The sequence below is a fragment of the uncultured Aquimarina sp. genome (genome assembly GCF_947492115.1).
Classification (GTDB): Bacteria; Bacteroidota; Bacteroidia; order Flavobacteriales; family Flavobacteriaceae; genus Aquimarina.
Map to the genome: position 1 here is coordinate 148,564 of NZ_CANLMM010000005.1, position 26,986 is coordinate 175,549.

The following is a 26,986-nucleotide window of genomic DNA, read 5'->3' on the forward strand; positions in this document are numbered from 1 at the left end:
TTTTAGTTTAATTCCTATTTAAAGAATGTATTTGCGTTCTATTTATGTCTGAAAGATAAAAAAATTAACGTGAAATCTTTTAAAAAGTACAACAAACACAAGTACGTCTTTATGATTGTAGCAAGGCAAATTCTTCTTGATAATGCTTTCTCATAATATCATCCATAACAATCCTAGAAAGCATCTTTCCCTGAAATTCTTTAATCTGTGGAAAAGACAGTACCTTATCCTTATCCTCATTTGATAAAGGTGCTCCTATCATTAAAACGATGATCGTATTTTCTAAGGCATTGTTCAAACTTTTAAATTCTTCTAAAAACTCCCATCCATTCATAACAGGCATATTAATATCTAAAAATATGATATCGGGAACTACTCCTGATTTAATGATAGTTAATGCTTCCAAACCATTTTTTGCCACTAATATCTCATCGATATATCCTGTTTTGGAAAGTATTGTTTTATTAAAAAAAGTTGTAGCCTCACTATCGTCTACTAAGAGAACCGTTCTTATTTTTTTCATAACTGTGGGGTGTTAAAAAAATGTTTGTTAATTACGTTATTTAATATGGGTAACGATAAAGGCTTATTAATTAAATCTGTAACTAGATCATTGGATTTTGATTTTTCTATATCTCTGTGATCTGAAGAGGTAGTAAGTATGATTACGGTAATATCGTTGGTTAAACTAGGGTTTAGTCCTTCATATTCTATAAGAAACTCCCATCCGTTCATAGCCGGCATATTCAGATCTAAAAAGATTAACTTAGGTTTTTTCGCATTACCTTTTTCGACCTCTGACAAGTATTCTAAAGCAGCCTTTCCACTTTGTTTGATGAGTATTTTATCAAAGCTTTTATGCTTAGCCAAAACGGTACTATTAAAGAAGTTAGTAGCCTTACTATCATCTATTAATAATACACAGTCAACAACATTATTCATAATATATCTTTGTTGGTTGGCGCAAAAGAAATAGATACAGCGTTAGAAAGGTGTATTTACCTGAGAATCAATCTAAATTTATAGACAAAATACAACTAAACACGATAAAGTGCATTAACTATTTAGAATCGAATATAATTTGGACGGTTTTATTAAAGTTTTGAGGATACTTCTTGTGCAAAATATTTCAGAATAATTTCTTCTAAGACTTTCTTAGATAACATTTTATCTCTGAACTCTACCACTTGAGAAAAAGATAAAAGCCGTTCTCGTTCTTCTTTGCCTATTTCTACCCCAAGCATGATAACGATTTTTGAATTCTGGAATGGATTCGAAGGATGATGATAAGCGTCTAAAAACTCCCATCCGTTCATGACAGGCATATTTAAGTCTAAAAAAATTAGTTCTGGAGCGCTATCTGACTGCAGACTCTCTAACGCCTCTTTTCCATTATAAGCAACAGCAATTTCTTCTACGACTTCCGTTTTTAAAATAATCGTTTTATTAAAAAATGTCGTTGCTTTACTATCGTCAATTAAAAGAAAACGTTTCAACTTTCTCATAAGCTCCTAAAATAATCCACAAAATAAGTAATTCAATTTACTTATCTGCAGGAACGGTATTATTTGAGAAATGTTTTTTGATCACATTGTCTAACAAATCCAATGATAGTGGTTTATTGATAAAATCATCTACAGAATGATTTTTTATAGACTCATTAACATCATCAGGATTAGAAGACGTAGATAATAAAATGACTTTTATACCTTCGGTAAGGCTTTTTTTCAACTTAGCAAATTCTATTAAAAACTCCCACCCATTCATAGCAGGCATATTAATATCCAAGAAAATAAGATCTGGTTTTATTGCCAATTCATTCTCCACATTAGCGAGATATTCCAGCGCAGCTTTCCCACTCTGCACCGTATTTACATTATCAAAACTATTGTGCTTAGTAACTACTCGTTCATTAAAGAAGTTAATGGCTCTATCATCATCGATTAAGAGCACACAAGTGATTGATTTCCCCATAAGACTTTCCAATTACACCCAAAAAAAGTAAACTTATTTGACATATGCACCATAAAATCAGACTTTTCGAATGAGTTTTCGTTCAAAAACATCATTTAAACGACAAAATAACTTTAAATGTTTTTCCGTAAATAAATTACGGCTACAAAACACCAAAAATAAGGCTTCTGCCAAAATTGAGAAGGGTTTAACAAACTACTAATAAAATTAAATGTAAATTTGATATTAATCCTAGGGGCTACACGAAAAATATTTGTAAGGGATTTATGCTTAATAAAATAAAAAACAGGTGCAAAGGCACCTCGCTTCAATATTCGATATTTACCAATACTTCGGAGATTCCAATTAATGAATGGAATGCTATAAATGAACAGCATAATCTGTTTTTATCCTTATCATATCTTCGAACTTTAGAAAACACCTTAGCAGATACCATTGATTTTCGTTATATCATTTTTTATCGGAGAGACGAGGCCGTTGGTATCGCTGTAAATCAATTGATAAAATTTAATCCTCAGGATCTAAAACTACAGGAATTTCCTTGTCGCATTAGTGATACTATTAAAAATACTCTAATTAAAAGTATGGACGTTCGCGTACTGATATGTGGCAATTTATTTTCTTGTGGAGAACATGGTTTTGTGTATTCCGATCAAATTACGGATCAAGAAGCTTTCGAAAATTTATCAGAAGCGCTTAAAGAAATACGAAAAACCGAAAAAGCAGACAAACCTTCTTTCATTTTACTAAAAGAATTCTGGCCTTCTTCTTTTACTAAGGGTAATTACATCAAGAAACAAGATTTTAGAGAGTTTAGTATTGATGTGAATATGGTATTAGAGGTTCAAAAAGATTGGACAAGTTTTAATGACTACTTAGCTAGCATGAAAACAAAATTTAGAACCAGAGCAAAAAAAGTATTTAAAAAATCAAAGGAATTAGTTATCAAAGATTTTACAGCCAATGACATTGAAATACACCAAGAAATTATTGATGCTTTATACCTTTCTGTTTTAGATAAAGCAGATTTCAAAATAGGGAAATTGAATGCCATTACATTTAAGAACTTAAAAGAAACTCTTAACGACTCATTTGTTTTTAAAGGATATTTTCTTGAAGGTTCTCTTGTTGGTTTTACAACTGCTTTTATTCTGGATAATATCGTGGAAGCTAATCATATTGGAATTGATTATTCTTACAATAAATCTCATGATATCTATCAGAGAATGCTATATGATTATGTGAATCTTGCCATTAGTCGCAAGGTCGGCGAATTAAGATTAGGAAGAACTGCAGAAATCATTAAAAGTTCTGTTGGAGCTAAACCCGTGGAAATGAAATTATATGCACGACATGGAAATTCCCTTTCTAATCAATTAATAAAACCGTTGATAGAACTTATTTCTCCCAGTGAATATGAAATTCGTAATCCTTTTAAGCTACAATTAGGATAGTATGGATTCATTAACCCAAATTGTATTAGGTGCCGCTGTTGGTGAGGCAGCTATTGGTAGAAAAGTTGGTAACAAGGCCATGTTATGGGGTGCTATTGCTGGAACTATTCCTGATTTAGATGTAATTGCTAAATGGTTTTTTGATCCCGTAACTGCGAATGAGTTGCATAGAGGTTTTTCCCATTCAATACTCTTTAGCATTCTGATGGCTCCAATACTCGGTTGGCTTGTGAGCAAAATTTACAGAAACAAAGAAGCCGATTGGAAAGACTGGACTAAACTCATGTTTTTAGGGCTCTTTACGCATCCGATACTCGATGCTTTTACTACCTGGGGAACACAATTATTCTGGCCATTTGGTAACAGATTAGCTTTTAATAATATTTTTGTTGTTGATCCACTATATACAGTCCCTTTTCTCATATTTGTAATCATTGCGATGTTTTACAAACGAACGAATCCCAAAAGGAGACGTGTTAATAATATTGGGTTATACATAAGCTCCACATATCTTTTACTTACCTTGGTTTTGCAAAAAGGAGCTAGCTCAAATTTTATTACCAATTTGGAGAATCAGCATATTCAATATCAAGATATACAAACGCGTCCTACACCGCTTAATAGTATTCTATGGACTGCTAATATAAAAACAGATGATTCCTTTCTTATCGGATATTATTCCTATCTCGATGAACCTGATGTTATTGATTTTATAGAGTTTCCTAAAAATCATCATTTATTAGGAAAAATGAAAGACGATCCACTTATACAACGTCTCATAAAGTTATCTCATGGCTGGTACACCATAGAAAAAACTGAGAACAACATATATTTTAATGATCTTAGATTTGGTTTGTTAGGGTTAGGAAAAAGTGCAAAGCGCTTTGTTTTTAGCTACGAGCTTTTTTACGATACTTCCGGAAAATTGCAAGCCAAGGAGCGAGAGCGTGATATGCAAGAAGCTGGTCCAATGTTAGAAAAACTGTTTGCTCGAGTATTTGGAAATAAATCATAAAAAAAGGGATCGCTATGGTATCCCTCTTTTGTGTATTTAAAAAAGAATATTAAGCAAACTGACAAATAACGCCTCCCATTAATGCTAAACATACCGTCCAGTAACCTACATTAATAGCAATATATTTAAAGCCCTTTCTCTCGAACATTGCATTGGTTCCCAGAATTGGTAACGCTACTAATATTCCCATCATGGTACCATGTAGAGCGCCATGTTTAAAGGTTCTGAAATTATCTCCATGATCTGCCATAAAATCCTGAGCATATTTGTATACTTCAGTCCCTTCTACTAGAACATCAGGATTCTCCATAAGAACTTGAAAAACACCGAACTGATGAATTACATAAGTTTGAACAAAACTTGCAAGAAAAAAGCTGAGTACGTAGCTAAGGATAAAAATTAACGCCATATTTCCTCCTTTGAGATCTTCTTCGGTAAAACCACAAACATTCATCCACGCAGTTCCAAAAACCTTTGGGTTATACCATATAAATCCTAATACCATAGGGATAAGAGCGGCAAGTGCCGTAATCACTAAATTAAATTCCATATTGGTTTGTTTTTAAAGTTGTTACTCAAATATAGCAAAAATCTAAAGTATCATTTTCACCATACCAAATACAATAACCGAAACGAAAAGATTAACAGCACTGCACCCGTAATTCTAAAAAATACTTTTAACCTATCCACGGAAATAAATCTCTTAAGTTTATCAGAGAGGAATACTTTTAACAAATCAGTTGTTAATATTCCCATAAGTACCGCACTTAAAAACATGTATAATTCTAATGTTTCGAAATATTTCTGAGAACCATATTTAAAAACTCCAATCCAAACTACAAATACAAAAGGATTAAAAAAATTAACGCTGAATCCTTTTATAAAAAAAGTACTACCCTTTTTGGAGTCAATCGCAAGATTATTTGAAATATGAGGTTTTTTTAAAAGATAATTAATGCCCAATCCAAAAAGAATACAGCTTCCTATAACACCTATCCAAAATTGATTATGTGATGCTGTTATAAACTTTGATATTCCGTAATAACATAGTATTACACAAACAATATCACTAACAATAATACCCAAAGCAACAGATATCCCTGCTTTCATGCCGTATTCAAAGCTACTATTGAGTAACAAAAAGAATACTGGTCCAACAAAAATTACCATTGCCAAACCAATCAAAAACCCTTCTATAAATGACATATCTACAATTGTTGCTTAACAAATATAGTTTTATAAATATGCTTATTAATCTAAATGTATTGAATTCCTAATATAAAAAAACCACCTTATTCTAATAAGGTGGTTTTTTCTAAACTACTTAATTTGTGATTATTAGTTTATAAAAAAGGATCGCTCCATTTTGTATCTGTATACATATTTGATCCTGATAATGTTTTGAGAAAAGCTTCTAGCGCTAACATTTCTTCATTAGTAAGATTCAAATTTTGACCATTTCCTCCAGCTCCTCCTCTTAGACGATTATCTAAATTAGTATTTCCTGTGGCATCGATATCATTATAGTGTAAAATTGCATCCATAATTGTTGGGATACTAGCATCATGCATTAAAGCACCGTTCATAGTCCCGTTTGCATTCATGATATCTCGTAATGAAGGAGATCGTGTAATCGTGAAATCAGCATCATTAACAACTCCAAAGACACCAGTAACCCCATTATTTAAACTTTCGGGATCAATAGAGAACTCTGGTGCTTGGTGACAAGTAATACATCCTGCACCGCCTTCATTTGGAGGTTGCATAAAAATAGTTTTTCCTAGATTTTCCTGATCTGTAAAGTTTGGAAAGTCCATATTATTATTTGCTATTACTGCCCTACCATCATCGTATTTTGAATCGAATGATTGTATACTACGAATGAATTGCGCCAAGCATTCCTGAAGTCTCTCTTCTGTAATAGCAGTATTTCCATAAGCGAACTGGAAGAGTTCTTGATAATATGACAGTTGTTCTAATTTACTTAAAAGATCTGTCATAGATGGATCTCCGTTTTCACCACTGAACCCCATCTCTGCATGGTCTTGAATTGGTTGTGTGGTTTGCTCCTCTAATGTACTTGCTCTTTCATCCCAAAAGAAATGAACTTCATCAGAAAACCTAGCATTTACCAATCGCATACTATGCCTTCCTGTAGTTCCGTTGACTCCTGTACTCACATCTGAACCGTCGCTAAATGCAAATGCCTGTTGATGACAACTAGAACAAGAAATTGTATTATCGGAAGATAAATTCTTATCATAGAACAATACCCTTCCTAATGTTGCCTTTTCATCAGTTATAGCATTTCCATTAGTATTATCTCTTGTTATATAATTAGGAATATTTTGTGCTGCATAATTCTCTAGATTATTTAAATCTATATTTTGACCAAAAGTGGCTTGGAGGGTTTCTGAAATTTCTTCATTATTTTGATCTTCATCAATTTCCACATAGTTACTTTCTTCATTGGAACATGCTACGAATATGCAAATACATAGTAGCAAAAGTAGGTCTGTTACTTTCATTATTTTGGGATTTGAGGGTTGTTTATAAATTATTAGACTTTCTAAACCTAAAAAGGCTTAACGATTTCATTCTCAAAGATATTTTAATTCTCCAAAGATGTAAGCTTATATAGGGGTACAAAAAGGGGTGCAACTTCAAAAAACATCATTTTATGGCTGATTTTAAAAAGGTTATATTCTATTTACAAATCAGATACATATAAAAACCATCCACCTGATGAGGCAGATGGTTTATAATTGCAAAGAAGTTTATGTTCCCCATAATTATATAAATCTTCCTTGCACAAGAACTATTGAATTATCATTTTTTTATCAATCGTATGGTTTGCTTGATATCATTTTGCTCTATTGTAATCAAATACACTCCTTCAGATAAATCTGTGGTAGATACAGCTTGTCCATTCACAACTTTTATGGTTTGTAACATACGCCCGTTGATATCATAGAACGTAACTGCTGCCTCTCCACTTACTCCGGTAATCCAAAATTGATCCGTTGCTGGATTTGGGTATATGGAGAATATGTCTTCTGTATTTTCTTCTACACTTAGTACACCAGATACAGTAATGGTAAAAGAAACTGTTTCTATATTCGAATTATCATCTGTTGCCGTAAGTGTGATTACATGATCGCCTTCCGCTAACAACGTACCTGCTACTGGACTCTGCGTAATCGTCGTAGCAAATGCACTTTTGTTAGTATCGCAATTGTCTGTAACTACTACTCCAACTGTAAAATCAGCCAACGTATACATATTACCAGTATCAAAAGGTACTTCCATATCTGTAGGTACGGTAGTCATATCAAATTCTGGAGCTACCTCATCTTCTACCGTAACAGTAGCCATGCACATATCCGTATTTCCATTAGCATCCGTAACCATTAGCGTAACCATGTTATCTCCAATGTTAGTACAATCAAAATCTGTAACATCAATAACAATTGATGCTATGCCTGAAAGATCTGTAGAACCGTTATCGATCATAGCGGCCGTAATAGTAGCATTCCCTGTATCATCTAATTGTACGGTTATATTTTGACATACAACAGTAGGATTGGTAGTATCTACTACATCCACTGTTCTGGCCACCTGAATCGCTGCATTGCCAGCAGCATCGGTAGCATCATAATAAATCGTATAACTACCTACTGCGTCCATAAATTCTAAAGTATCAATACTTACTACAGAACCATCATCGGTAGTAGCTCCTAATTCTGTATATCCAGCTCCTAATTCTATAATTTGTGGATTTGCTCCGTTTAAGGTAATTACTGGTGCGGTAGTATCGACTACATCCACCGTTCTGGTTACCTGAATAGCTACATTACCAGCAGCATCGGTAGCGTCATAATAGATCGTATAACTACCTACTGTATCCATAAATTCTGAAGTATCAATACTTACAGCAGATCCATCATCTGTAGTAGCTCCTAACTCAGTATATCCAGCTCCTAATTCTATGGTTTGTGGATTTGCTCCATTTAAGGTAATTATTGGTGCTGTAGTATCTACTACATCTACAGTTCTGGTTACCTGAATAGCTACATTACCAGCAGCATCGTTAGCATCATAATAGATCGTATAACTGCCTACTGCATCCATGAATTCTGAAGTATCAATACTTACCGCAGTACCATCATCGGTAGTAGCTCCTAATTCTGAATATCCAGCTCCTAATTCTATAGTTTGTGGGTTTGCTCCGTTTAAGGTAATTATTGGTGCGGTAGTATCTACTACATCCACCGTTCTGGTTACCTGAATAGCTACATTACCAGCAGCATCGGTAGCATCATAATAGATCGTATAACTGCCTACTGCATCCATGAATTCTGAAGTATCAATACTTACCGCAGTACCATCATCGGTAGTAGCTCCTAATTCTGTATATCCAGCTCCTAATTCTATAGTTTGTGGGTTTGCTCCGTTTAAAGTAATTACAGGTGCTATACAATCTAAACTAAAACTAGTTTGTACATCTTTATCTATAAAATTGGTATTCGCATAATCCACATCGTCCACTTCTACACAATACAGATCTGGATTTCCAGTTATTTCTAATTCGTCGATACCCGTGTTACCACCATTCTTTAAGTTGATTCCTGTTAACTTTCCATCTGTAGCGTAGATATCTAACAGTATAGGGTTATGAGATAAATCTAAAAAAGTGATATCTGTTTGTCTTAGACTTATTTCTCGTAAATCTACCAACAAGCTAAGGTCGATATTGGTTAGTGCCGTGTTATCTAATTGAATTGTTTCTAAATCTGTGCTATTCCCAAAAATTATTGATGAAAGGTCAGAACAGTTATTACAATAGACCAGTTGAATATCTCCATTAGTAGTTAAATCTAAAGAAGACAAAGCTGTATTGTCATTTGCAAATAACTCCAATAAACTTGTATTACCACTTACATCAATACTTGATAAGTTATTCTCATCTAAATAAAGAAATTCTAGGTTTACAAGACCATATATATTAATTGTAGTAATATCATTAGCATCTAAAGACACATTTTCTAGAAGTGTATTGTTAGATAAATCTATACTAGATATTCCGTTATTATTCGCATTTAATTCTTCTAGGTTTACATTTGAAGAAAGATCAAGTATAGCTATATTATTATCATGGATATCTAAAATTTCTAAAAATGTATTTGTAGAAACATCGATAGTAGAAAGTTGATTTTCTCCTAAATAAACTATTTGCACTTGTGCATTCTCAGATAGGTCCACTGAAGTAAGTGCATTATCCGAAGCATTCAAAATCTCTAAATTAGCATTATTTGAAAGATCAATTACCGATAAACTATTTGAACTCACATTCAAAGTTTCCAAATCTACAAAAGCTTCAATCCCCGTTAGATCAGAGATACCACTATTTGCTACATTTACGATTGGAACATTTTCTATCCGATCTGTAGGTATCAAACCATCATTTGCTATATCATCATAGGCACTCAAAGCTGCCTCAAAATTTGCGTCAGGAATTAATGTATATCCACAGGTTGTTTCACTAAAGGTTACTCCCATATCAATATCAGTAAAATCAGTAATCGCCGCTGTAGCATCATCCACCATAATACAGGTAAGACTTGCATTAGATGTTGCCTCCATCCTACTAAAATTACTGTTATTACCATTTCTAAGATCCAAGCTTACCAAATCAGCATTATCAACTCTCAAATCCGTCAACGCGATATTTGCTGAGATATCTAAGGTCTTCAAATTGGTATCTCCTACATCTAGTACTCTCAAACCTGTAAGTGGTGAAACATCTATGGATTCGATAGCAGTTTCATCAATATAAAGTTGAGTCAGCCCAATTGCATTTCCAAAAATTACTGTAGTCAACGTAGCTGTATTATCTATATCCAATCTGGTAAGCGCTGTGTTATTAGAAAAATCTAAATTTACAATCTGCGTGTCATCCGTATCTACATCTTCCAACAATAAGTTTTGAGAAAAATCAATTGCCGTTAATGGATTGCTCTCCAAATCAGCTCTTTCCAGATTAGGTAGAACCGTTAGATCTAAAGTTGAGATGTTATTCGTTTCTATATCCAGAAATTCTAATAACGAGTTATTACTCAAATCTAATGCAGAAAGGTTATTATTGTCCAGATCTAAAAACTCAAGTAGTATATTATTACTAAGATCTAGTGTGGTAATTATATTATTATCTAAATCTAATGATTTCAGGTTAATATTAGTAGACAAATCGATAGTACTCAAGTTATTATCATCTGCTTCCAGCGTTTCCAATACTGTACAACCGTTAAGATTTATAGATGTAAGTAATCCACAATTATCAACATATAAACTAATTAATTGGTTGTTATTAGATAAATCCAAACTTGAAAAGCTATTGTCTCCACAAGTCAAAGTTTCTAATAACTCATTATTAGAAAGATCTAACGTACTTAAATTATTTCCACTACAATTAAGTGTTGTTAAGGATTCAAAAGATGCAATTCCTGTAAGATCCGAAATAGTATTTCCTTCTACATCCAGCTCTTCTACATCGTAAATGTTTTCTAATGGAATTTGACCATCACTACTAATATCATCGTAGGCAGCTAATGCTGCTTCAAAATTCGAATCAGGGATAGCAACATAGATCGTACAATCTGTTTCGCTAAATGAAGTTTGGTTATCTATATTGACAAAATTAGCATTAGCATAGGTTTCGCTATCTACCAAAATACAGTTTAAATCTGCATTTTCGGTCGCGTCAAAAAAAGTAAGATTGGTATTTGCTCCATTTTGAATATTTAAAGCGAATAAGTCATTTTTATCTACTTCGAGACTGGTTAGGTTTACCAGATTTGATACATCTAATGTCTTTAAAGAATTTTCTTCTAGATTAACAATTTGTAGATCTGTATTATTTGATAAATCAACCTTTCTAAGACTGTTAGTACTGGCATTAAGTGATGATAATGCAATAAAATCTTGAATCCCAGTCAAATCAGCAATATCCAGAGAAGAAACATCTAAAGTTGTTAGAATTTCGATTGCTGCTTTTGGCACACTATTATCACCTGGTATATCGTCATAGACTGCTAGCGCAGCTTCAAAATTGTCATCTGGCACATAGGTATACAAAGCACAATCAATACTATATCTAAAATCTGAAGTAAGATTTGCTTCTGCTAAAGCTACATCATCCACTGATATACAATCCAAATCATTATTTCCAGATGCAGATAAATTAATTTGTGTAACATCAATATTACGCAGATCTAAACTGGTCAAGTTATTATTTGGAATCTGAATAACAGTTAGTGCTGTATTGTTTCTTAAATCTAGAGTTTCCAACTGACTACCAATAGCGCTTAAAAAATTTAAATTGGTTGCTTCACTAAAATCTAAAGAAGTTATAGATGCGGTATTTACCTGAAAAACCTCTAATGCTGTTACTCCTGCTAAATTGACCGTAGTCAGATTATTGTTACCGCTCCCATCAATTATGGTTAAGTTACTTAAACCTGAAAAATCGAGACTTCCAAAATTATTACTCTCAAAACCAAAAAATTCTAGCTGTGTATTATTTGATAGATCAATAGTAGTTAATTGATTATCCGAAACTAACAAACTCTCTAATGCTGTTAGATTAGTTACATCTAAGGTTGTGAGGTTATTATCTTCTAAGTCAAGTTGCTGCAATAAAACATTATTAGAAAGGTCAATGGTACTTAAATTAGAATTTTCCGCAACGAAATTCGTTAGTTTGGTATTTTGAGAAATATCAATCCCTGACGTTAAATTAAGATCATTAATACTTAAGTAATCAAGATTTACATTGGCAGAAACATCTAAAGCAGTTAGATTATTATCTCCTATAAAGAGTGTTTCTAATGCTGTGTTTTGACTTAAATCTACCGATGAAATACTATTAAAATTAGCTCTTAATTCTTCCAATGCGCTAAAATCTTCAATACCGGTAAGATCTGTAATCTGTTCATTCCGTATATCTAATTCTGTTATTGTTGCTATGTCGGCTGTTAAAACCTGTCCATCACCACTAACACTATCGTGACCTAAAGCTACTAACGCAGCTTCAAAATTGGCGTCAGGTATACTCGTGTATTGAGCATGACTTACTGTAATTCCTACTAAAAAAAGTAAAATAATTAAAAGGTATTTTTTTTTCATAAACTAAGGGCTTTATAAATTACTTGGATATTCTATATTAATTTTGGTGCAATGGTACTACTTACCGCTTGTTAAAAAAACTATATTGGGGGTACATATAGGGGGACAAACATTTTTTTGCAATAGTAATCAAGATATTAGGTATCCATAAAAGGAAAAAGAAGACAATTGGGAGACATTTTTTTAACTATTCAATTTTTAACAATTAGAGATAAAAAACCATCCGCCTAAGGCGGATAGTCCTATCTTGCAAACTTCCGTACTACGACCCCTTACCTCCGCAGTACTTAGTTGCTAATTTTTGTTATGCTAATTCTTGATCAATCGAATAGACTGATAAATATCATTTTGCTCTATTGTAATTAAATAGACTCCTGCAGATAAATCTGTGGTAGAAACCGCTTGTTCATTCATAACTTTTATGGTTTGTAACATACGCCCGTTGATATCATAAAACGTTACTTCTGCTTCTCCGCTTACTCCTGTAATCCAAAATTGATCCGTTGCTGGATTTGGGTATATCGAGAATATGTCTTCTGTATTTTCTTCTACACTTAGTACACCAGATACAGTAATAGTAAAAGAAACTGTTTCTATATTCGAGTTATCATCTGTTGCTGTTAGCGTAATCACATGATCGCCTTCCGCTAATAACGTACCTGCTACTGGACTCTGCGTAATCGTCGTAGCAAATGCACTTTTGTTAGTATCGCAATTGTCCGTAACTACTACTCCATTTGTAAAATCAGGCAACGTATACGTATTACCTGTATCAAAAGGTACTTCCATATCTGTAGGTACTGTAGTCATATCAAATTCTGGAGCTACCTCATCTTCTACAGTAACAGTAGCCATACACATATCTGTATTTCCATTAGCATCGGTAACTGTTAGCGTAACCATGTTATCTCCAATGTTAGTACAATCAAAATCTGTTATATCAATAACAATTGATGCAATACCTGAAAGATCTGCAGAACCATTATCGATCATAGCGGGCGTAATACTAGCATTCCCTGTATCATCTAATTGTACGGTTATATTTTGACATACAACAGTAGGATTGGTAGTATCTACTACATCCACTGTTCTGGTCACCTGAATAGCTGCATTACCAGTAGCATCGGTAGCATCATAATAGATCGTATAACTTCCTACTGCGTCCATAAATTCTGAAGTATCAATACTTACCGCAGATCCATCATCTGTAGTAGCTCCTAACTCATTATATCCAGCTCCTAATTCTATGGTTTGTGGATTTGCTCCGTTTAAGGTAATTACTGGTGCGGTAGTATCTACTACATCCACTGTTCTGGTCACCTGAATAGCTGCATTGCCAGCAGCATCGGTAGCATCATAATAAATCGTATAACTACCTACTGCATCCATGAATTCTGAAGTATTTATACTTACTGCAGAACCATCATCGGTTGTAGCTCCTAACTCAGTATATCCAGCTCCTAATTCTATGGTTTGCGGATTTGCGCCGTTTAAGGTAATTACTGGTACGGTAGTATCTACGACATCCACTGTTCTGGTCACTTGAATAGCTACATTACCAGCAGCATCGGTAGCGTCATAATAGATCGTATAACTTCCTACTGCATCCATAAATTCTGAAGTATCAATACTTACCGCAGATCCATCATCGGTAGTCGCTCCTAACTCAGTATATCCAGCTCCTAATTCTATAGTTTGTGGATTTGCTCCATTTAAGGTAATTATTGGTGCGGTAGTATCTACGACATCTACTGTTCTGGTTACTTGCATTGCAGTTTCACCAGAAACTGTATTTATAGCATCATAAGTAACCGTATAACTACCCACTTGATTTGTATTTACAGACGCCGAATTGATAGTTAACGTAGCTCCATAGGTAACCTCAGCCCCTAATTCATTATACGTATCTCCTTTTTCTATCACTTGTGGATTATCTCCCAATAAAGTAATGACCGGATCGATACAAGCTTGCCCCATATCGTTGATTATCCAATTATAAGGTGCAGCAGTTAAAGTATTTCGTGCCGATTCTCCTAAGCAATAGGTACTATTTCCTGCATTAAATGTAATTCCCACTGGGATTTGAGTTTCATCTGCATCTAATGTTGCCCAACCGATTAAGGTCTGATCATAATTTTCTGTCGATAATCCTGAACTAAACAACATATTTCTCATATCTGTCACACTCGATATATCCCAATCCCCTATTGATTGATCGTAACCAAAGTTTTGTCGAAACATTTCTCTTAAACTACTTACCTTGCTCATATCCCAATTGCTAAGATCCTGGTTAAAGGATGTTGCTCTAGCAAACATTTCGGTCATATTTATAGTACCTGTAACCTGTTCCCCAATATTCCAACCACCTATATTTTGAGAAAACCCACTTTGATAGAACATTCTACTAAAATTGATCACATTTCCAACATTCCATGAAGTTATATTTTCATTAAAAGCCGTAGCAGTATCAAAAACACCCCACATATTGCTAATGTTTGAAACATCCCAACTATTCATAATGTCTTTATCATCCTCAAAAGAAGTCGCCCCAGCGAACATAAATGAGATGTCTGTTGTGGTTGATAAATCTGGTACGTCATCAGCGTTTAACACTAGGTTACTACAACCTGCAAAAGCACGATTCATACTATCCCATTGTTGTTTTCCCCACTGTTCTATTGTCAAGATTTTATCTCGATCTCCTGTATTATTGAAATATATTCTTGGAAAATCTCCCGTAATCTTTATAATATACGTTGCAGGTGTATCATATTTACGAATAATACTCCCTGTCACATTAGATATCACGATTCCATCTCCCCAATCCACATTGTAATTATAACCACTTCCTGTGGTGGGAAGGGTAACTGTTCCAAAAGGTACAGTCGTTTCCCAAGTAGTAATAAACGCATCACTACAATCCAATCCTCCATCATCTATGGTCCAATTATAAGGTGCACTTGTAAGGACGTTTCTCGATACTTCCCCTACACAATACTTAAGTCCATCTGCCCCTAACACTAAGCCATTAGGACTATTGGTATTGGATGCCCAACCTATTAAAGTAGCGTCGTAATTACCTATAGAAAGTCCAGAATTATTCAAGATATCATTGATATCTGTTACTTTCTGTAAATCCCAACTTCCTAAATCCTGATCAAAATTTTCAGTACTCTCTAACATACTATCCATACTTATTGTACCCGTCACGTTTTCTCCTATATTCCAGCTGCTAATATTCTGATTAAAGCTTCTTGCTCCTCCAAGCATCAATACAAAATCAGTAACATTACCAACATTCCAAGTAGTAATGTTGCCATTGAAATTTCTAGCATTCAAAAACATCCAACCCATACCGGTAACATTAGAAGTATCCCAAGCTGAAAAATCAGGAGAACCCAAACTAGTACATCCAAAAAACATTTGTCCCATTTCTGTTACCTGTGATAAATCAGGAGTATCTGTAGCAGTAACATTCATATTAGCGCATCTCGAAAATGCTTGAAACATTGTTCTCCATTCCATATCGCCCCACTGTTCAATAGCTTGTAACTTTTCAGCATTACCTATCCCTCCTACTAAGGAAGCAAACTGAGGAAAATCTCCTATAATTTTTATCTTATATATTCCTGGAGAAATATAGCTGTGCGATGCATTCCCTGTAAATCCAGTTTCTATAGTTCCATCTCCCCAATCAATATCGTAATCATATCCAGCTCCTGTAGTTGGTATAGTAATACTTTCGTTATTAGAAGTAGTCTCCCAGGTAGTGATAAAGAAATCTGTAGAAGCACACGCTGCACCATCATCCGTAATGTTCCAATTAAATCTAGTACTATCGGTTAATATATTCCTTGCATCCACTCCAAAACAATATTGACTTCCTTCAAAACTGATGCTAATATTTGATGGTATCGTTTCTCCCGCATCTTGTGTAGCCCAACCAATTAAGGTAGCATCATAATTTGTTGTGGAAAGTCCAGCTAACTGGAACATAGCCCCCATAGCGGTTACGCTAGAAAGATTCCAATCACCAACATTTTGATCAAAGTCTGATGCTCCAAAAAACATTCCTCCCATATTCTCTACGCTACTCGTATCCCAATTATCAAGAGGCTGATTAAACGCTGTAGCAAACCCAAACATACTTGACATGTTTATGACTCTACTTATATCCCATGTATTTAAAGGACTATTAAAACTACTAGCAGAGTCAAACATAGCCCTCATATTTATAGTACCAGTCACAAACTCCCCAATATTCCAACCATCTATATTTTGATTAAATGCGGTATTTCCGGTAAACATCCCTGTAAAATCTATTACGTTTCCCACATTCCATAACCCTATATTTACATTCATTCCAGAATTTCTGAACATATCGATCATGTTTTCAATAGTTGACACATTCCAATTTCCAAGTTGTCCTCCATTATCCACAAAGTTGGTAGTCCCATCAAACATTTTTTCCAAAGAAGTAGTATTACTTAAATCTGGTATATCTGTAGCATTAATCACTAGGTTTGTACAACCTGAGAACGCTCTGGTCATATCCGTCCAGGCATTTGATCCCCATTGTTCTACGGATACTAATTGAGCTGGAACTCTAAAATCAGGATTGTTACCAAAGGTTATCGAAGGAAATACTCCCTGTATTTTCACAGTATAAATACCATTACTTGCGTATGTATGAAAACTAATTCCTGTTTGATTGGATTCTATAACTCCATCTCCCCAATCTACAGTATAATTATAGCCAGATCCAGAGGTGGGTATAGAAAGTTCTTTTTGATCATCAGTGGCTTGCCAAGTAATTATAAACTCATCCTGAGCAAATCCTACAGTAAAAGAGCTAACAATCAAAAAAAGTGCAGTGTAAATGTGTTTCATATTAAGGGGTCTTTTAGAAAAAGAGTTGATATACATTTTTTAAAATCGAGTGCAAAATTAACAAGATATTAAGTTTTACCAAGAAAACAGGGGTTGCAAAGGGGTTGCAAAATACTATAAACAAAAAACCATCCGTCTGAGGCGGATGGTTTTGTTTGGCAAATTTCCATGTTACAACCCCTTAACTTTGTAACACTTCCTTTTGCCGATGATTATTTAGTATTCTAATTCTTCATCAATCTCATGGTTTGATTGATATCATTTTGTTCTATCGTAATCAAATACACTCCTTCAGATAAATCCGTGGTAGAAATCGCTTGATCGTTCATCACTTTTATTGTTCTTAATATGCGACCATTGATATCTGAAATCGTTACTTCTGCTTCACCTTGTAATCCAGTGATCCAAACCTGATCTTTCGCTGGATTTGGATATATCGTGAACAGATACTCTTCATTTTCTTCTACACTCAATATCGCGGATACAGTAATCGTAAAAGAAACTGTTTCTATATTCGAATTATCATCTGTTGCTATTAGTGTAATGACATGATCCCCTGCTGCTAATAATGTACCTGCCACAGGACTCTGTGTAATCGTCGTCGCAAACACACTGTTACTATCACAATTGTCAGTCACCACTACATCAGTAGTAAAATCAGCCAACGTATACATATCACCTGTATCAAAAGGCACTTCCATATCTGTTGGTACTGTGGTTATATCAAATTCTGGAGAAATGGAATCTTCTACCGTAACAGTAGCCATACACATATCTGTATTTCCGTTAGCATCGGTAACCGTTAGGGTAACCATGTTGTCTCCAACGTTTGTACAATCAAAATCAGTCACATCAATTGCTAGTGATGCTATGCCTGAAAGATCTGTAGAACCGTTATCGATGATAGCCGCGGTAATACTAGCATTTCCTGTGTCATCTAGTTGTACGGTTATATTTTGACATACCACGGTTGGATTAGTCGTATCTACCACCTCTACTGTTCGGAATACTGTGGAACTATTACCACTAGCATCTGCTGCAAAATACATTGCAGAATACGCACCTACATCACTAACCAAGAGACCAATATTAGTATCTAAAGTTACTGGACTACCATCATCGGTGGTTGCTCCCAACTCTACGTACGGATTTCCTAATTCTATGATTTGTGGATTTGGTCCGTTTAAGGTAATTACTGGAGCGGTAGTGTCTACCACTTCTACTGTTCTAAATATTGTAGAACTATTACCATAAGCATCCACGGCAAAATACATTGCGGAATATGTACCCACATCACTAACTAAGAGACCAATATTAGTATCTAAAGTTACTGGACTACCGTCATCGGTTGTTGCTCCCAGTTCTACATACGGATCTCCTAATTCTATGATTTGTGGATTTGCTCCGCTTAAGGTAATTACTGGAGCGGTAGTGTCTACCACTTCTACTGTTCTAAATACTGTAGAACTATTACCATAAGCATCTACAGCAAAATACATTGCCGAATATGTACCTACATCACTAACCAAGAGACCAATATTAGTATCTAAAGTTACTGGACTACCATCATCGGTTGTTGCTCCCAGTTCTACATACGGATCTCCTAATTCAATGATTTGTGGATTTAGCCCGTTTAAGGTAATTACTGGAGCGGTAGTATCTACAACCTCCACAGTCCTGGTTACTTGTGTTGCAGTGGCTCCCGATACCGTATTTACAGCATCATAAGCAACCGAATAGCTACCTACCACATCTGTATTTACAGAAGTTGCATTGATTGTTACTATTGCACCATAGGTAACTTCAGCACCTAGCTCTGTATACGCATCACCTCTTTCTATTACTTGTGGATTATCTCCTAATAAAGTTATCACTGGGTCAACACATCCTTGTCCTCCATCATTGATGGTCCAATTATAAGGTGCGTTGGTTAGCGTATTTACTGCATCGATACTTAAACAATGAGCAACCGTAGCATCCAGTGTTAAATTAGCTGGGATTTGAGTCTCTCCAGATTCTAAAGTAGCCCAACCGATCAAAGTGTTGTCATAATTTTCCTGAGACATTCCCGAACCGATAAAAAAGTTATCTAATGATTCTACATTACTAATATCCCAAGCAGATAAATCCTGATTAAAAGAAGTAGCGCCATTAAACATATCATAAGCTTCATAGACATTGCTAAAATCCCAAGCACTTAGGTCTTGATTAAAAGAGGTGGCTCCTGCAAAAAAATCATTGATATAATCTACTACACCTAATGTCCAATTACCTATAGGTTGATTGAAAGAAGTTGCATCTTTAAACATACTTTCCATATCCTCTACAGTAGACATATTCCAATTGGAAATATCCTGGTTAAAAGCTGATGCCCCGTTAAAAGCACTAAAACTAGATTTAAGTTTTGTAAATGTCCAATTACCTATGTTCTCATTAAAGACTATACAATCATTAAACATATATGATATTCTTTCGATATTACTTACATCCCAAGAATTCATATTATCTTTTAAGTCTTCAAAGTTGGTACAATCCCTAAACATATCTGCGATAGTGGTTACTTGAGATAAGTCAGGTATATCATTGGCATTTAATTTTAGGTTATAACAACCCCCAAAAGCTCCGTTCATAGTGGTCCATCGCTGTGTACCCCATTGTTCAATGGTTAATAACTTACCTTTATCATCATTTGACAATATCCTAAAGAATGGTGCTGGAAAATCTCCAATTATCTTTATAGTTTTGATTCCTGCTGTTGCAAATGTATGTGTTGCATTTCCTGTAAAACCAGTTTCTAAAATTCCATCTCCCCAATCTACACTATAATTATAAGTTTCTGCACTTCTAATAGGAATAGTGATTACTTCATTCGCTGTGGTCGTTTGCCAGGTGGTAATGAAAAAGTCGGTAGCTGCGCAAGCTGTTCCTTCATCAAAGATGAGCCAATTATACAAGGTACTTGTTAATGTGTTTCTGGCAGCTTCTCCTAAACAATAGGTGGCATCAACATCTAATACTATATCACTAGGAATTTGTGTTTCTCCCGTTTCTAAAGTCGCCCAACCGATTAAAGTCGCGTCATAATTCTCTGTAGACATTCCTGCATCTCGAAGCATTGTGTCCATACTCGTGGCACTGCTAATATCCCATTGACTTAAATCTTGATCAAAAGAGGTAGCACTTAGGAACATAAAATCAAAGCGGGTTGCTTCGCTTACATCCCAATTAGTAATACTACTACTGTTAAATGCGATCGCATCTGTAAATGCCCAGGTAAAATCTTGAATACTACTGGTATCCCATCCAGAAAAATCAACATTGAAATCTTTATCTAAGGAATGGCATGAGCGAAACATCGATTCAAGTGAAGTAACATTTGATAAATCCGGACTATCCACTGCTTTCACTTCTAAATTCGTACAACCGTTAAAAGCATCCTCCATAGAAGTCCAAGTATTGCTTCCCCATTGTTCTATGGTTTGGATTTTGTTCCTATCTGCATTTCCATTAAAACGCATACGATTAAAGTTTCCTGAAATACGGATGGTGTACGTTCCTGCATTCGCATAGGTATGGTAAGCCTCTTCGGTTTCATTGGTAATCATACCATCTCCCCAATCTACTATAAAATCCAGCCCGGTATCTGTGATAGGAAGTGCTATTTCTTCATTATTTGTGGCTATTTCCCAAGTGGTAATAAAGAAATCTGTGGAAGCACAAGTAGTTCCTGCATCGGTAATAGACCAATTATAGGGAGCACTGGTTAGCGTATTGTGCGCATCTACTCCAAGACAATACGTTAGGTGATTTGTAACAATAGAAATTCCTGTAGGTATTTGTGTTTCTCCAGTATCTAAGCTTGCCCAACCCATTAAAGTTGCGTCATAACTAGCTGTAGAAAGCCCTACATTACTAAACATTCCGGTTGTGATTCTTAAACTAGATATATCCCATGCACCAAGACTTTGATCAAAACCTGTAGCGTTAAAAAACATGAATCCCATATCAACAACATTAGATACATCCCAATCACTCAAATCCCTGTTAAATAATCCTGTTCCTCCAAAAACTGCCTCCATGTTATCAACATTACTCACATCCCATTCGTTGATACTACCATTAAAGTTTGTTGCTCCTGTAAACATTCCATTTATCTTCGTTACGTTAGAGAGATTCCAATGATTAAAATCTTCATTGGTAAGAGAAGTACAAGCCGCAAACATTTGACTTAATAAAACAACATTACTTAAGTCTGGAGCATCCGTAGCATTGATTACCAAATTAGAACATCCATTAAACGCATCAGACATGGAATTCCAGGCAATAGTTCCCCACTGTTCTACACTTAAAATTTTTGTTGCAATAGATGTGTTTCCAGAAAAGTATATTCTAGGAAAGTCACCATTGATTTTAACTACATAAGTTCCTGCAGTAGCATATTCATGACTTGCATTTCCTGTAAATCCATATTCAACAGTTCCATCTCCCCAATCAACTGAATAGTTATATCCATTTTCAAACGTTGGAATGGTAATACTTTCATTATCTGAAGTGGTTTGCCAAGTGGTAATAAAAAAATCTGTAGGAGCACAAGTGGTTCCATCATCACTTATGGTCCAATTGTAAGGTGCACTCGTAAGCGTATTGTGAGCCCCCACTCCTAAACAATAACTACTAGAACCTGCATGAAAAGTAATATTAACAGGAATATCATCAATTCCATCAGTTGTATTTCCACTAGAGTCCGTTGCCCAACCAAGTAAGGTAGCATCATAATTAGCTAAAGAAAGTCCAGAGGTAACCAGCATATCAGACATATTAGTTACACTATTAATATCCCAATTACCAAGATTTTGATCAAAATTTGGACAGTTAGCCAGCATATTACTCATATTGGTAACATTCTGAGTATTCCAACTACTGATATCCTCATTAAAGGGAGTATTTCTAAATAGGTACCCCATATCCTGCACATTACTTACATCCCATGTGCTTATAGCACTACCGTTATCAACAAGACTAGAATTTAAAAAGAACATTCCTTGCATACTGGTTACCATACTCAGATCTGGAACATCTATAGCATTGATCACCAAATTGGTTGTACTATCAAAAGCATTTTCCATACTTTCCCACTGTTGCGTGCCCCATTGTTCTATGGATTGAATCTTGGCTGCATTAGTAAAATACCCTCCCATTCCTGGAGAATAAAACCTTGGAAAATCCCCTGTAATTTTAACGGTATAAGTATCTGTAGTAGCATATTCATGCGTAGCATTTCCTGTTAAATCGAATTCAACAGTTCCATCTCCCCAATCGATATGGTAATCATATCCAGATCCTGTTGTAGGTATGGTGATGGGTTCATTTGCGGTTGTAGTTTGCCAGGTTGTGATAAATGCGTCACTACAATCTATTATAGTGCCACTAAATAACCAATTATAAGGATCTAAAGCTAGGTTAGTTTCTTCCTGCAAGCCTAAACAAAAGTAAGTGAATTGTAAAAAAAATATTTGAAAATCTCTTGGTATATCGTCAATACCATCGCCATCGATTCCACTTGTATCAGTTCCCCAACCTGTTAATAACTTGACATAATTTTTCTCTGAAAGTGTTAAGAAAGTAATAGAACTTCCATTAGTAATATTACTTAAATCCCAATTTCCTATGTCTTCATTAAAATTTGAACCTGCAAACATTGCAGTCATATAATTTACATTACTTACATCCCAATCCTTCATTCTACCTCCAATATCATCAAAACTCGTTGTAGATTGAAACATGGCGCTTAAATTTTCAACTTCTGATAAGTCTGGTATATCGGTGGCATTTAGTACTAGATTCGTTGCTCCATTAAAGGCAGATTCAAAACTTTGCCATTTGTTTGTACCCCAATTATCTATAGAAAAAATTTTTCGCCTATCACCTGTATTGTTAAAATAAATTCGAGGAAAATCTCCCCATATTTTAATTTGGTAATCGCCAGGACCCGAGGTATATTGATGAGTAGCATTGCCTGTTTCTATAGTCTCAACTGAACCATCTCCCCAATCCACATAATATTCGTATCCCGAGCCTGTAGTTGGAATTGTAATGGTCTCATTATTTGAAGAAATCCTCCAAGTAGTTATAAATGCGTCGCTATCATCGCAATTAAATCCTCTATCTAAAATTGTCCAATTATTCGGTGTTGATGTTAATATATTCAAGGCGGACGTACCAATACAATGGCTGCTGCTTCCAAAATCTACAAAAATATTCGTAGGTATCGTCTCCCCTGCATCCAATGTTGCCCAACCGATTAAAGTAGCATCATAGTTTTCCGTCGATAAACCACTCCTAAAAAACATACTTACCATACTTGTTACACTAGAAATATCCCAATTTCCTAAATCTTGACCAAAATTATTCGCAGATGCAAACATACCGGTCATAGAGTTTACAGTACTTACATCCCAGTTTCCAATACTGCCTTTAGTATCTACTAAACTACTTGCATCACTAAACATTTCAGAAAGATCATTCACCAATGATAAATCCGGAGTATCATCTGCATTCAATATCAATTGCGAACATCCATCAAACGCGTTTCCCATGCTGGTCCATCGAATAGTCCCCCACTGTTCTATGGTTCTAATTTTATCTTTATCACCAGAGTTCGCAAAGTAAATCCTTGGAAAATCACCAGTGATTTCAACAGTATAGGTATCTGCTATAGCGTATTCATGTGTAGCATTTCCAGTCAATCCATTCTCAATAGTACCATCTCCCCAATCAACCGTATAATTGTATCCTGATCCTGTTGTGGGAATGGTAATACTTTCATTAGCTGTTGTGGTTTGCCAAGTGGTAATAAATTCACTTTGAGCAAATCCAGCAGTCAAAAAACTAACAATAAAAAAAAGTGTAATGTAAAAGTGTTTCATCTGTTGCTTGTATAAGGTTTATCAGCCAGATGGAATTCGCCAATAGTAATGATCAGTTCAATAAAAATCATTTTAATGGCTCATTTCATAAGGGGCTTTTTATTAAAAAAAGAGTTGAAATAAATTCTTAAAATCGAGTACAAAATTAACAGGATTTTAAGGGTTACAAAGGTTTTGGGGGTTGCAAAAGGGTTGCAACGGGGTGTTTTTGGGGTTGCAGGTTTATTTTACCTTTTCTTTATGGTTGCTATATCGGTCCCTTCGAGAACTTGAGAGTTCACTCGTATCGTGGGCTGAGGCTCTCGAAGCCCGACATGATGAAGACTAGAATTGGTTCTCGATACATCCCGATATACATCGGGACACTCGAACTGACGATATGTTATATTCAAAATTTGACCTTTTTAGTAATTAAGGGGCCATACACATCGAGGGCTGAGGCTCTCGAAGCCCGACCTCATCATATCTAGGACTGAAGATATATACATATCAAGGTGTGAGACCCTTCGAGAACCTCAGGGTCCGAACACATCTAGAACTGAGATCCTTCGAAAACCAAAGAGTACATGCTCATCGAGGGCTGAGGTTCTCGAAGCCCGAAAAGGGAAGTTCTAAAGTTATACTTCGACAGGCTCAGTATGACATCATAACTCTTGCAGTAAAATTATGTACTAATTAAATATTGGAATTATTTATAAACTCAATAATATCTTGTTTAGAATCTACTCCTATCTTTTTACGAATACGAGAGCGTGCAGATTTAATCGCAGAAACGGTATTGTTTTGTAGTTTACTAATCTCCGTAGCATTGAGCCCTAAAGTCATTAAACACAATAACTCTTTTTCTTTTTCTTTTAAATCGGGAAACTTGCTATCCAAAATCACTTTAAAATCCATACTTACGGTATCCATATAGGATTTTAGATCTGTAGTACTGTTGGTAGTTGCTTTTTCTGAAAGTAAGGATGCGGATAATGATTGTAAGGCGGTTTTACGTTCTTTTTCGTTTTCTAGTTTGATAATCTCCTTAATGTCACCCAAGGTTTTACTCAATACTTCTTGTCGTAAAGAATTTTCTATAACGGCATTCTTCAATTCTTTTTCTTTCGTAACTAATGCCAATTCTGCTTTTACCTTTTCTAATTGCTCGGTTGCTAACTCTTTATTTGATAAGGCTAATCGATGCTTCGCGTTTTTTCGTGTCAACCAGAAAATAATACCTCCCATAATAGTAGCAATTACAAAAAGTAATAAGTACAATTGTTTCTTAGAGGTTTCATTCTCTAATCTTAATTCACTTGCTTGCTTCTCTTTATCAAATTTATAATTGAGTTCTAATTCTGTAATACGCTTTGTTTTTTCTGTATTATTAATAGAATCATTGTACATTTTATAGATCTTGTAATCTTGTAATGCTTCCTCATACGCTCCTCTAGTTTCATTCAGATTACTTTTGCTATAATACTGCGTTCTTAATAGCCCATTATTTTTAATCTTTTTAGCTTCTGTAATAGCACTATCTAAATATGGAACCGCATTGTCGTATTGCTGTAAGGCATTATATAATACCGCAACATTTAAATAACTGATGCTTAACTCATTTATATCTTTAGCTTTTTTAGAAATACCGATGTTTTCTTTATAGATCTGAATTGCTTTATCGTACTCTTTATTTGAATAATACACTGCCGCTAAACTTCCATTGGCTTTCGATTTACGTAGCGCAGAGCAAGGTAAACCTTTAACTATAGCCAAATGATGTCTGGAAGAATCTAGTTGTTTATTTTCATAATAGGCAACTGCCAACATATGATGAGATACTGCCAAACTTTCGGTATCATCTAACTTTTCTTTGATTGTAATTGCATTTTTAAAATACTGTTTTGATTTTTTAAAATCTTTTTGGCGTCTGTAAAACATGCCCAAATTATGTAATGAAAATCCAATCGTAGTTGAGTCATTTATAGTTTCACTGATATTAAGTGCGTTCAGATAATTCTCCAAAGCATTTTCTACTTTACCTTGTTTGATATCTAGAATACCAAGATAATTGATAGCCTGCGCCTCATTACTCTTATGATATGATTTCGGACTTTGGATACTTTTAAGTTGTTCTAATACATCGTTGATTATAATTCTCGTGGTATCCACATCAAAACGACGCATTTGTTCTATCAATTGTATTTTATAACTAATTCGAGCAGAATCCGTCGTAGCGCTTTCTATTTTATATTTCAAAACAGTAGCCAAACTATCATGGGATTGACCAAAGCATTGTATCGTACTGAAAAAGATAAAAATGATAGGGTATAAAAGTTTCAAAAGGAATATTAGGTTTTAATAGTGTATGACAAAAGGTTTATTAGTTTCAAAAATACAAGATAATTTATTTGCTACCACAATGAAACCCTTTTGACACCTTTTTGCAACCCCATTCTCTAAAATACGCAGTACTTTCTTTTTTTCATTTTCTTAGAAAAGATACCCTTTATGAAACAATTTTTAAAAATTTCACAAGAAATCCCTATGCTGAATATAAATAC

At 34.8% G+C, this 26,986-nt stretch carries 13 protein-coding genes; 2 read left to right on the top strand and 11 right to left on the bottom strand.

The genetic code is table 11. The features are described from left to right. Nucleotides 1–109 precede the first annotated feature (109 nt). The 4 genes from Q1A73_RS16220 to Q1A73_RS16235 all read right to left on the bottom strand — a co-directional run bounded on the left by Q1A73_RS16220 (nucleotide 110) and on the right by Q1A73_RS16235 (nucleotide 1,974). The gene (locus Q1A73_RS16220) at nucleotides 110–523 is read right to left on the bottom strand and encodes a response regulator (protein ID WP_299607436.1); all 414 of its coding nucleotides are present in this window, start codon (nucleotides 521–523) and stop codon (nucleotides 110–112) included. Then, entirely contained in the window at nucleotides 520–942 is a 423-nt protein-coding gene (locus Q1A73_RS16225) for a response regulator (RefSeq protein WP_299607438.1), read from the bottom strand. The genes Q1A73_RS16220 and Q1A73_RS16225 overlap by 4 nt, the downstream gene beginning before the upstream one ends. A gap of 152 nt (nucleotides 943–1,094) precedes the next feature. Next, nucleotides 1,095–1,505 carry a response regulator gene (locus Q1A73_RS16230; RefSeq protein ID WP_299607439.1) on the bottom strand — a complete coding sequence of 137 codons (411 nt, stop codon included), beginning with the start codon at nucleotides 1,503–1,505 and terminating at the stop codon, nucleotides 1,095–1,097. 37 nt (nucleotides 1,506–1,542) lie between these two features. Beyond that, nucleotides 1,543–1,974, bottom strand: coding sequence for a response regulator (locus tag Q1A73_RS16235; protein ID WP_299607440.1), 432 nt, complete (start codon nucleotides 1,972–1,974; stop codon nucleotides 1,543–1,545). 266 nt (nucleotides 1,975–2,240) lie between these two features. Between Q1A73_RS16235 and Q1A73_RS16240 the strand changes: the two genes are divergently transcribed. Next, the gene (locus Q1A73_RS16240; protein ID WP_299607441.1) at nucleotides 2,241–3,428 is read left to right on the top strand and encodes a hypothetical protein; all 1,188 of its coding nucleotides are present in this window, start codon (nucleotides 2,241–2,243) and stop codon (nucleotides 3,426–3,428) included. A gap of 1 nt (nucleotide 3,429) precedes the next feature. Beyond that, nucleotides 3,430–4,443, top strand: coding sequence for a metal-dependent hydrolase (locus tag Q1A73_RS16245; RefSeq protein ID WP_299607442.1), 1,014 nt, complete (start codon nucleotides 3,430–3,432; stop codon nucleotides 4,441–4,443). A 49-nt stretch (nucleotides 4,444–4,492) separates the two neighbouring features. Here Q1A73_RS16245 and Q1A73_RS16250 read toward each other — a convergent pair whose 3' ends face one another. From Q1A73_RS16250 to Q1A73_RS16280, 7 genes are all read right to left on the bottom strand, one after another. Next, on the bottom strand, nucleotides 4,493–4,993 hold the full coding sequence (locus tag Q1A73_RS16250; protein WP_299607443.1) for a DUF1761 domain-containing protein: 501 nt from the start codon (nucleotides 4,991–4,993) through the stop codon (nucleotides 4,493–4,495). Nucleotides 4,994–5,049: 56 nt separating this feature from the next. Continuing rightward, entirely contained in the window at nucleotides 5,050–5,649 is a 600-nt protein-coding gene (locus Q1A73_RS16255; RefSeq protein WP_299607444.1) for a LysE family transporter, read from the bottom strand. Nucleotides 5,650–5,786: 137 nt separating this feature from the next. Next, nucleotides 5,787–6,971: a cytochrome c peroxidase gene (locus Q1A73_RS16260; RefSeq protein WP_299607445.1), complete on the bottom strand. Its 1,185-nt coding sequence runs from the start codon at nucleotides 6,969–6,971 to the stop codon at nucleotides 5,787–5,789. 301 nt (nucleotides 6,972–7,272) lie between these two features. After that, the gene (locus Q1A73_RS16265) at nucleotides 7,273–12,627 is read right to left on the bottom strand and encodes an immunoglobulin-like domain-containing protein (protein WP_299607446.1); all 5,355 of its coding nucleotides are present in this window, start codon (nucleotides 12,625–12,627) and stop codon (nucleotides 7,273–7,275) included. A 309-nt stretch (nucleotides 12,628–12,936) separates the two neighbouring features. After that, on the bottom strand, nucleotides 12,937–17,517 hold the full coding sequence (locus Q1A73_RS16270; protein ID WP_299607447.1) for a BspA family leucine-rich repeat surface protein: 4,581 nt from the start codon (nucleotides 17,515–17,517) through the stop codon (nucleotides 12,937–12,939). Between the two features lie 224 nt (nucleotides 17,518–17,741). Beyond that, entirely contained in the window at nucleotides 17,742–24,443 is a 6,702-nt protein-coding gene (locus Q1A73_RS16275) for a BspA family leucine-rich repeat surface protein (protein ID WP_299607448.1), read from the bottom strand. Between the two features lie 675 nt (nucleotides 24,444–25,118). Continuing rightward, entirely contained in the window at nucleotides 25,119–26,765 is a 1,647-nt protein-coding gene (locus Q1A73_RS16280) for a tetratricopeptide repeat protein (protein ID WP_299607449.1), read from the bottom strand. Between the last annotated feature and the right edge of the window lie 221 nt (nucleotides 26,766–26,986).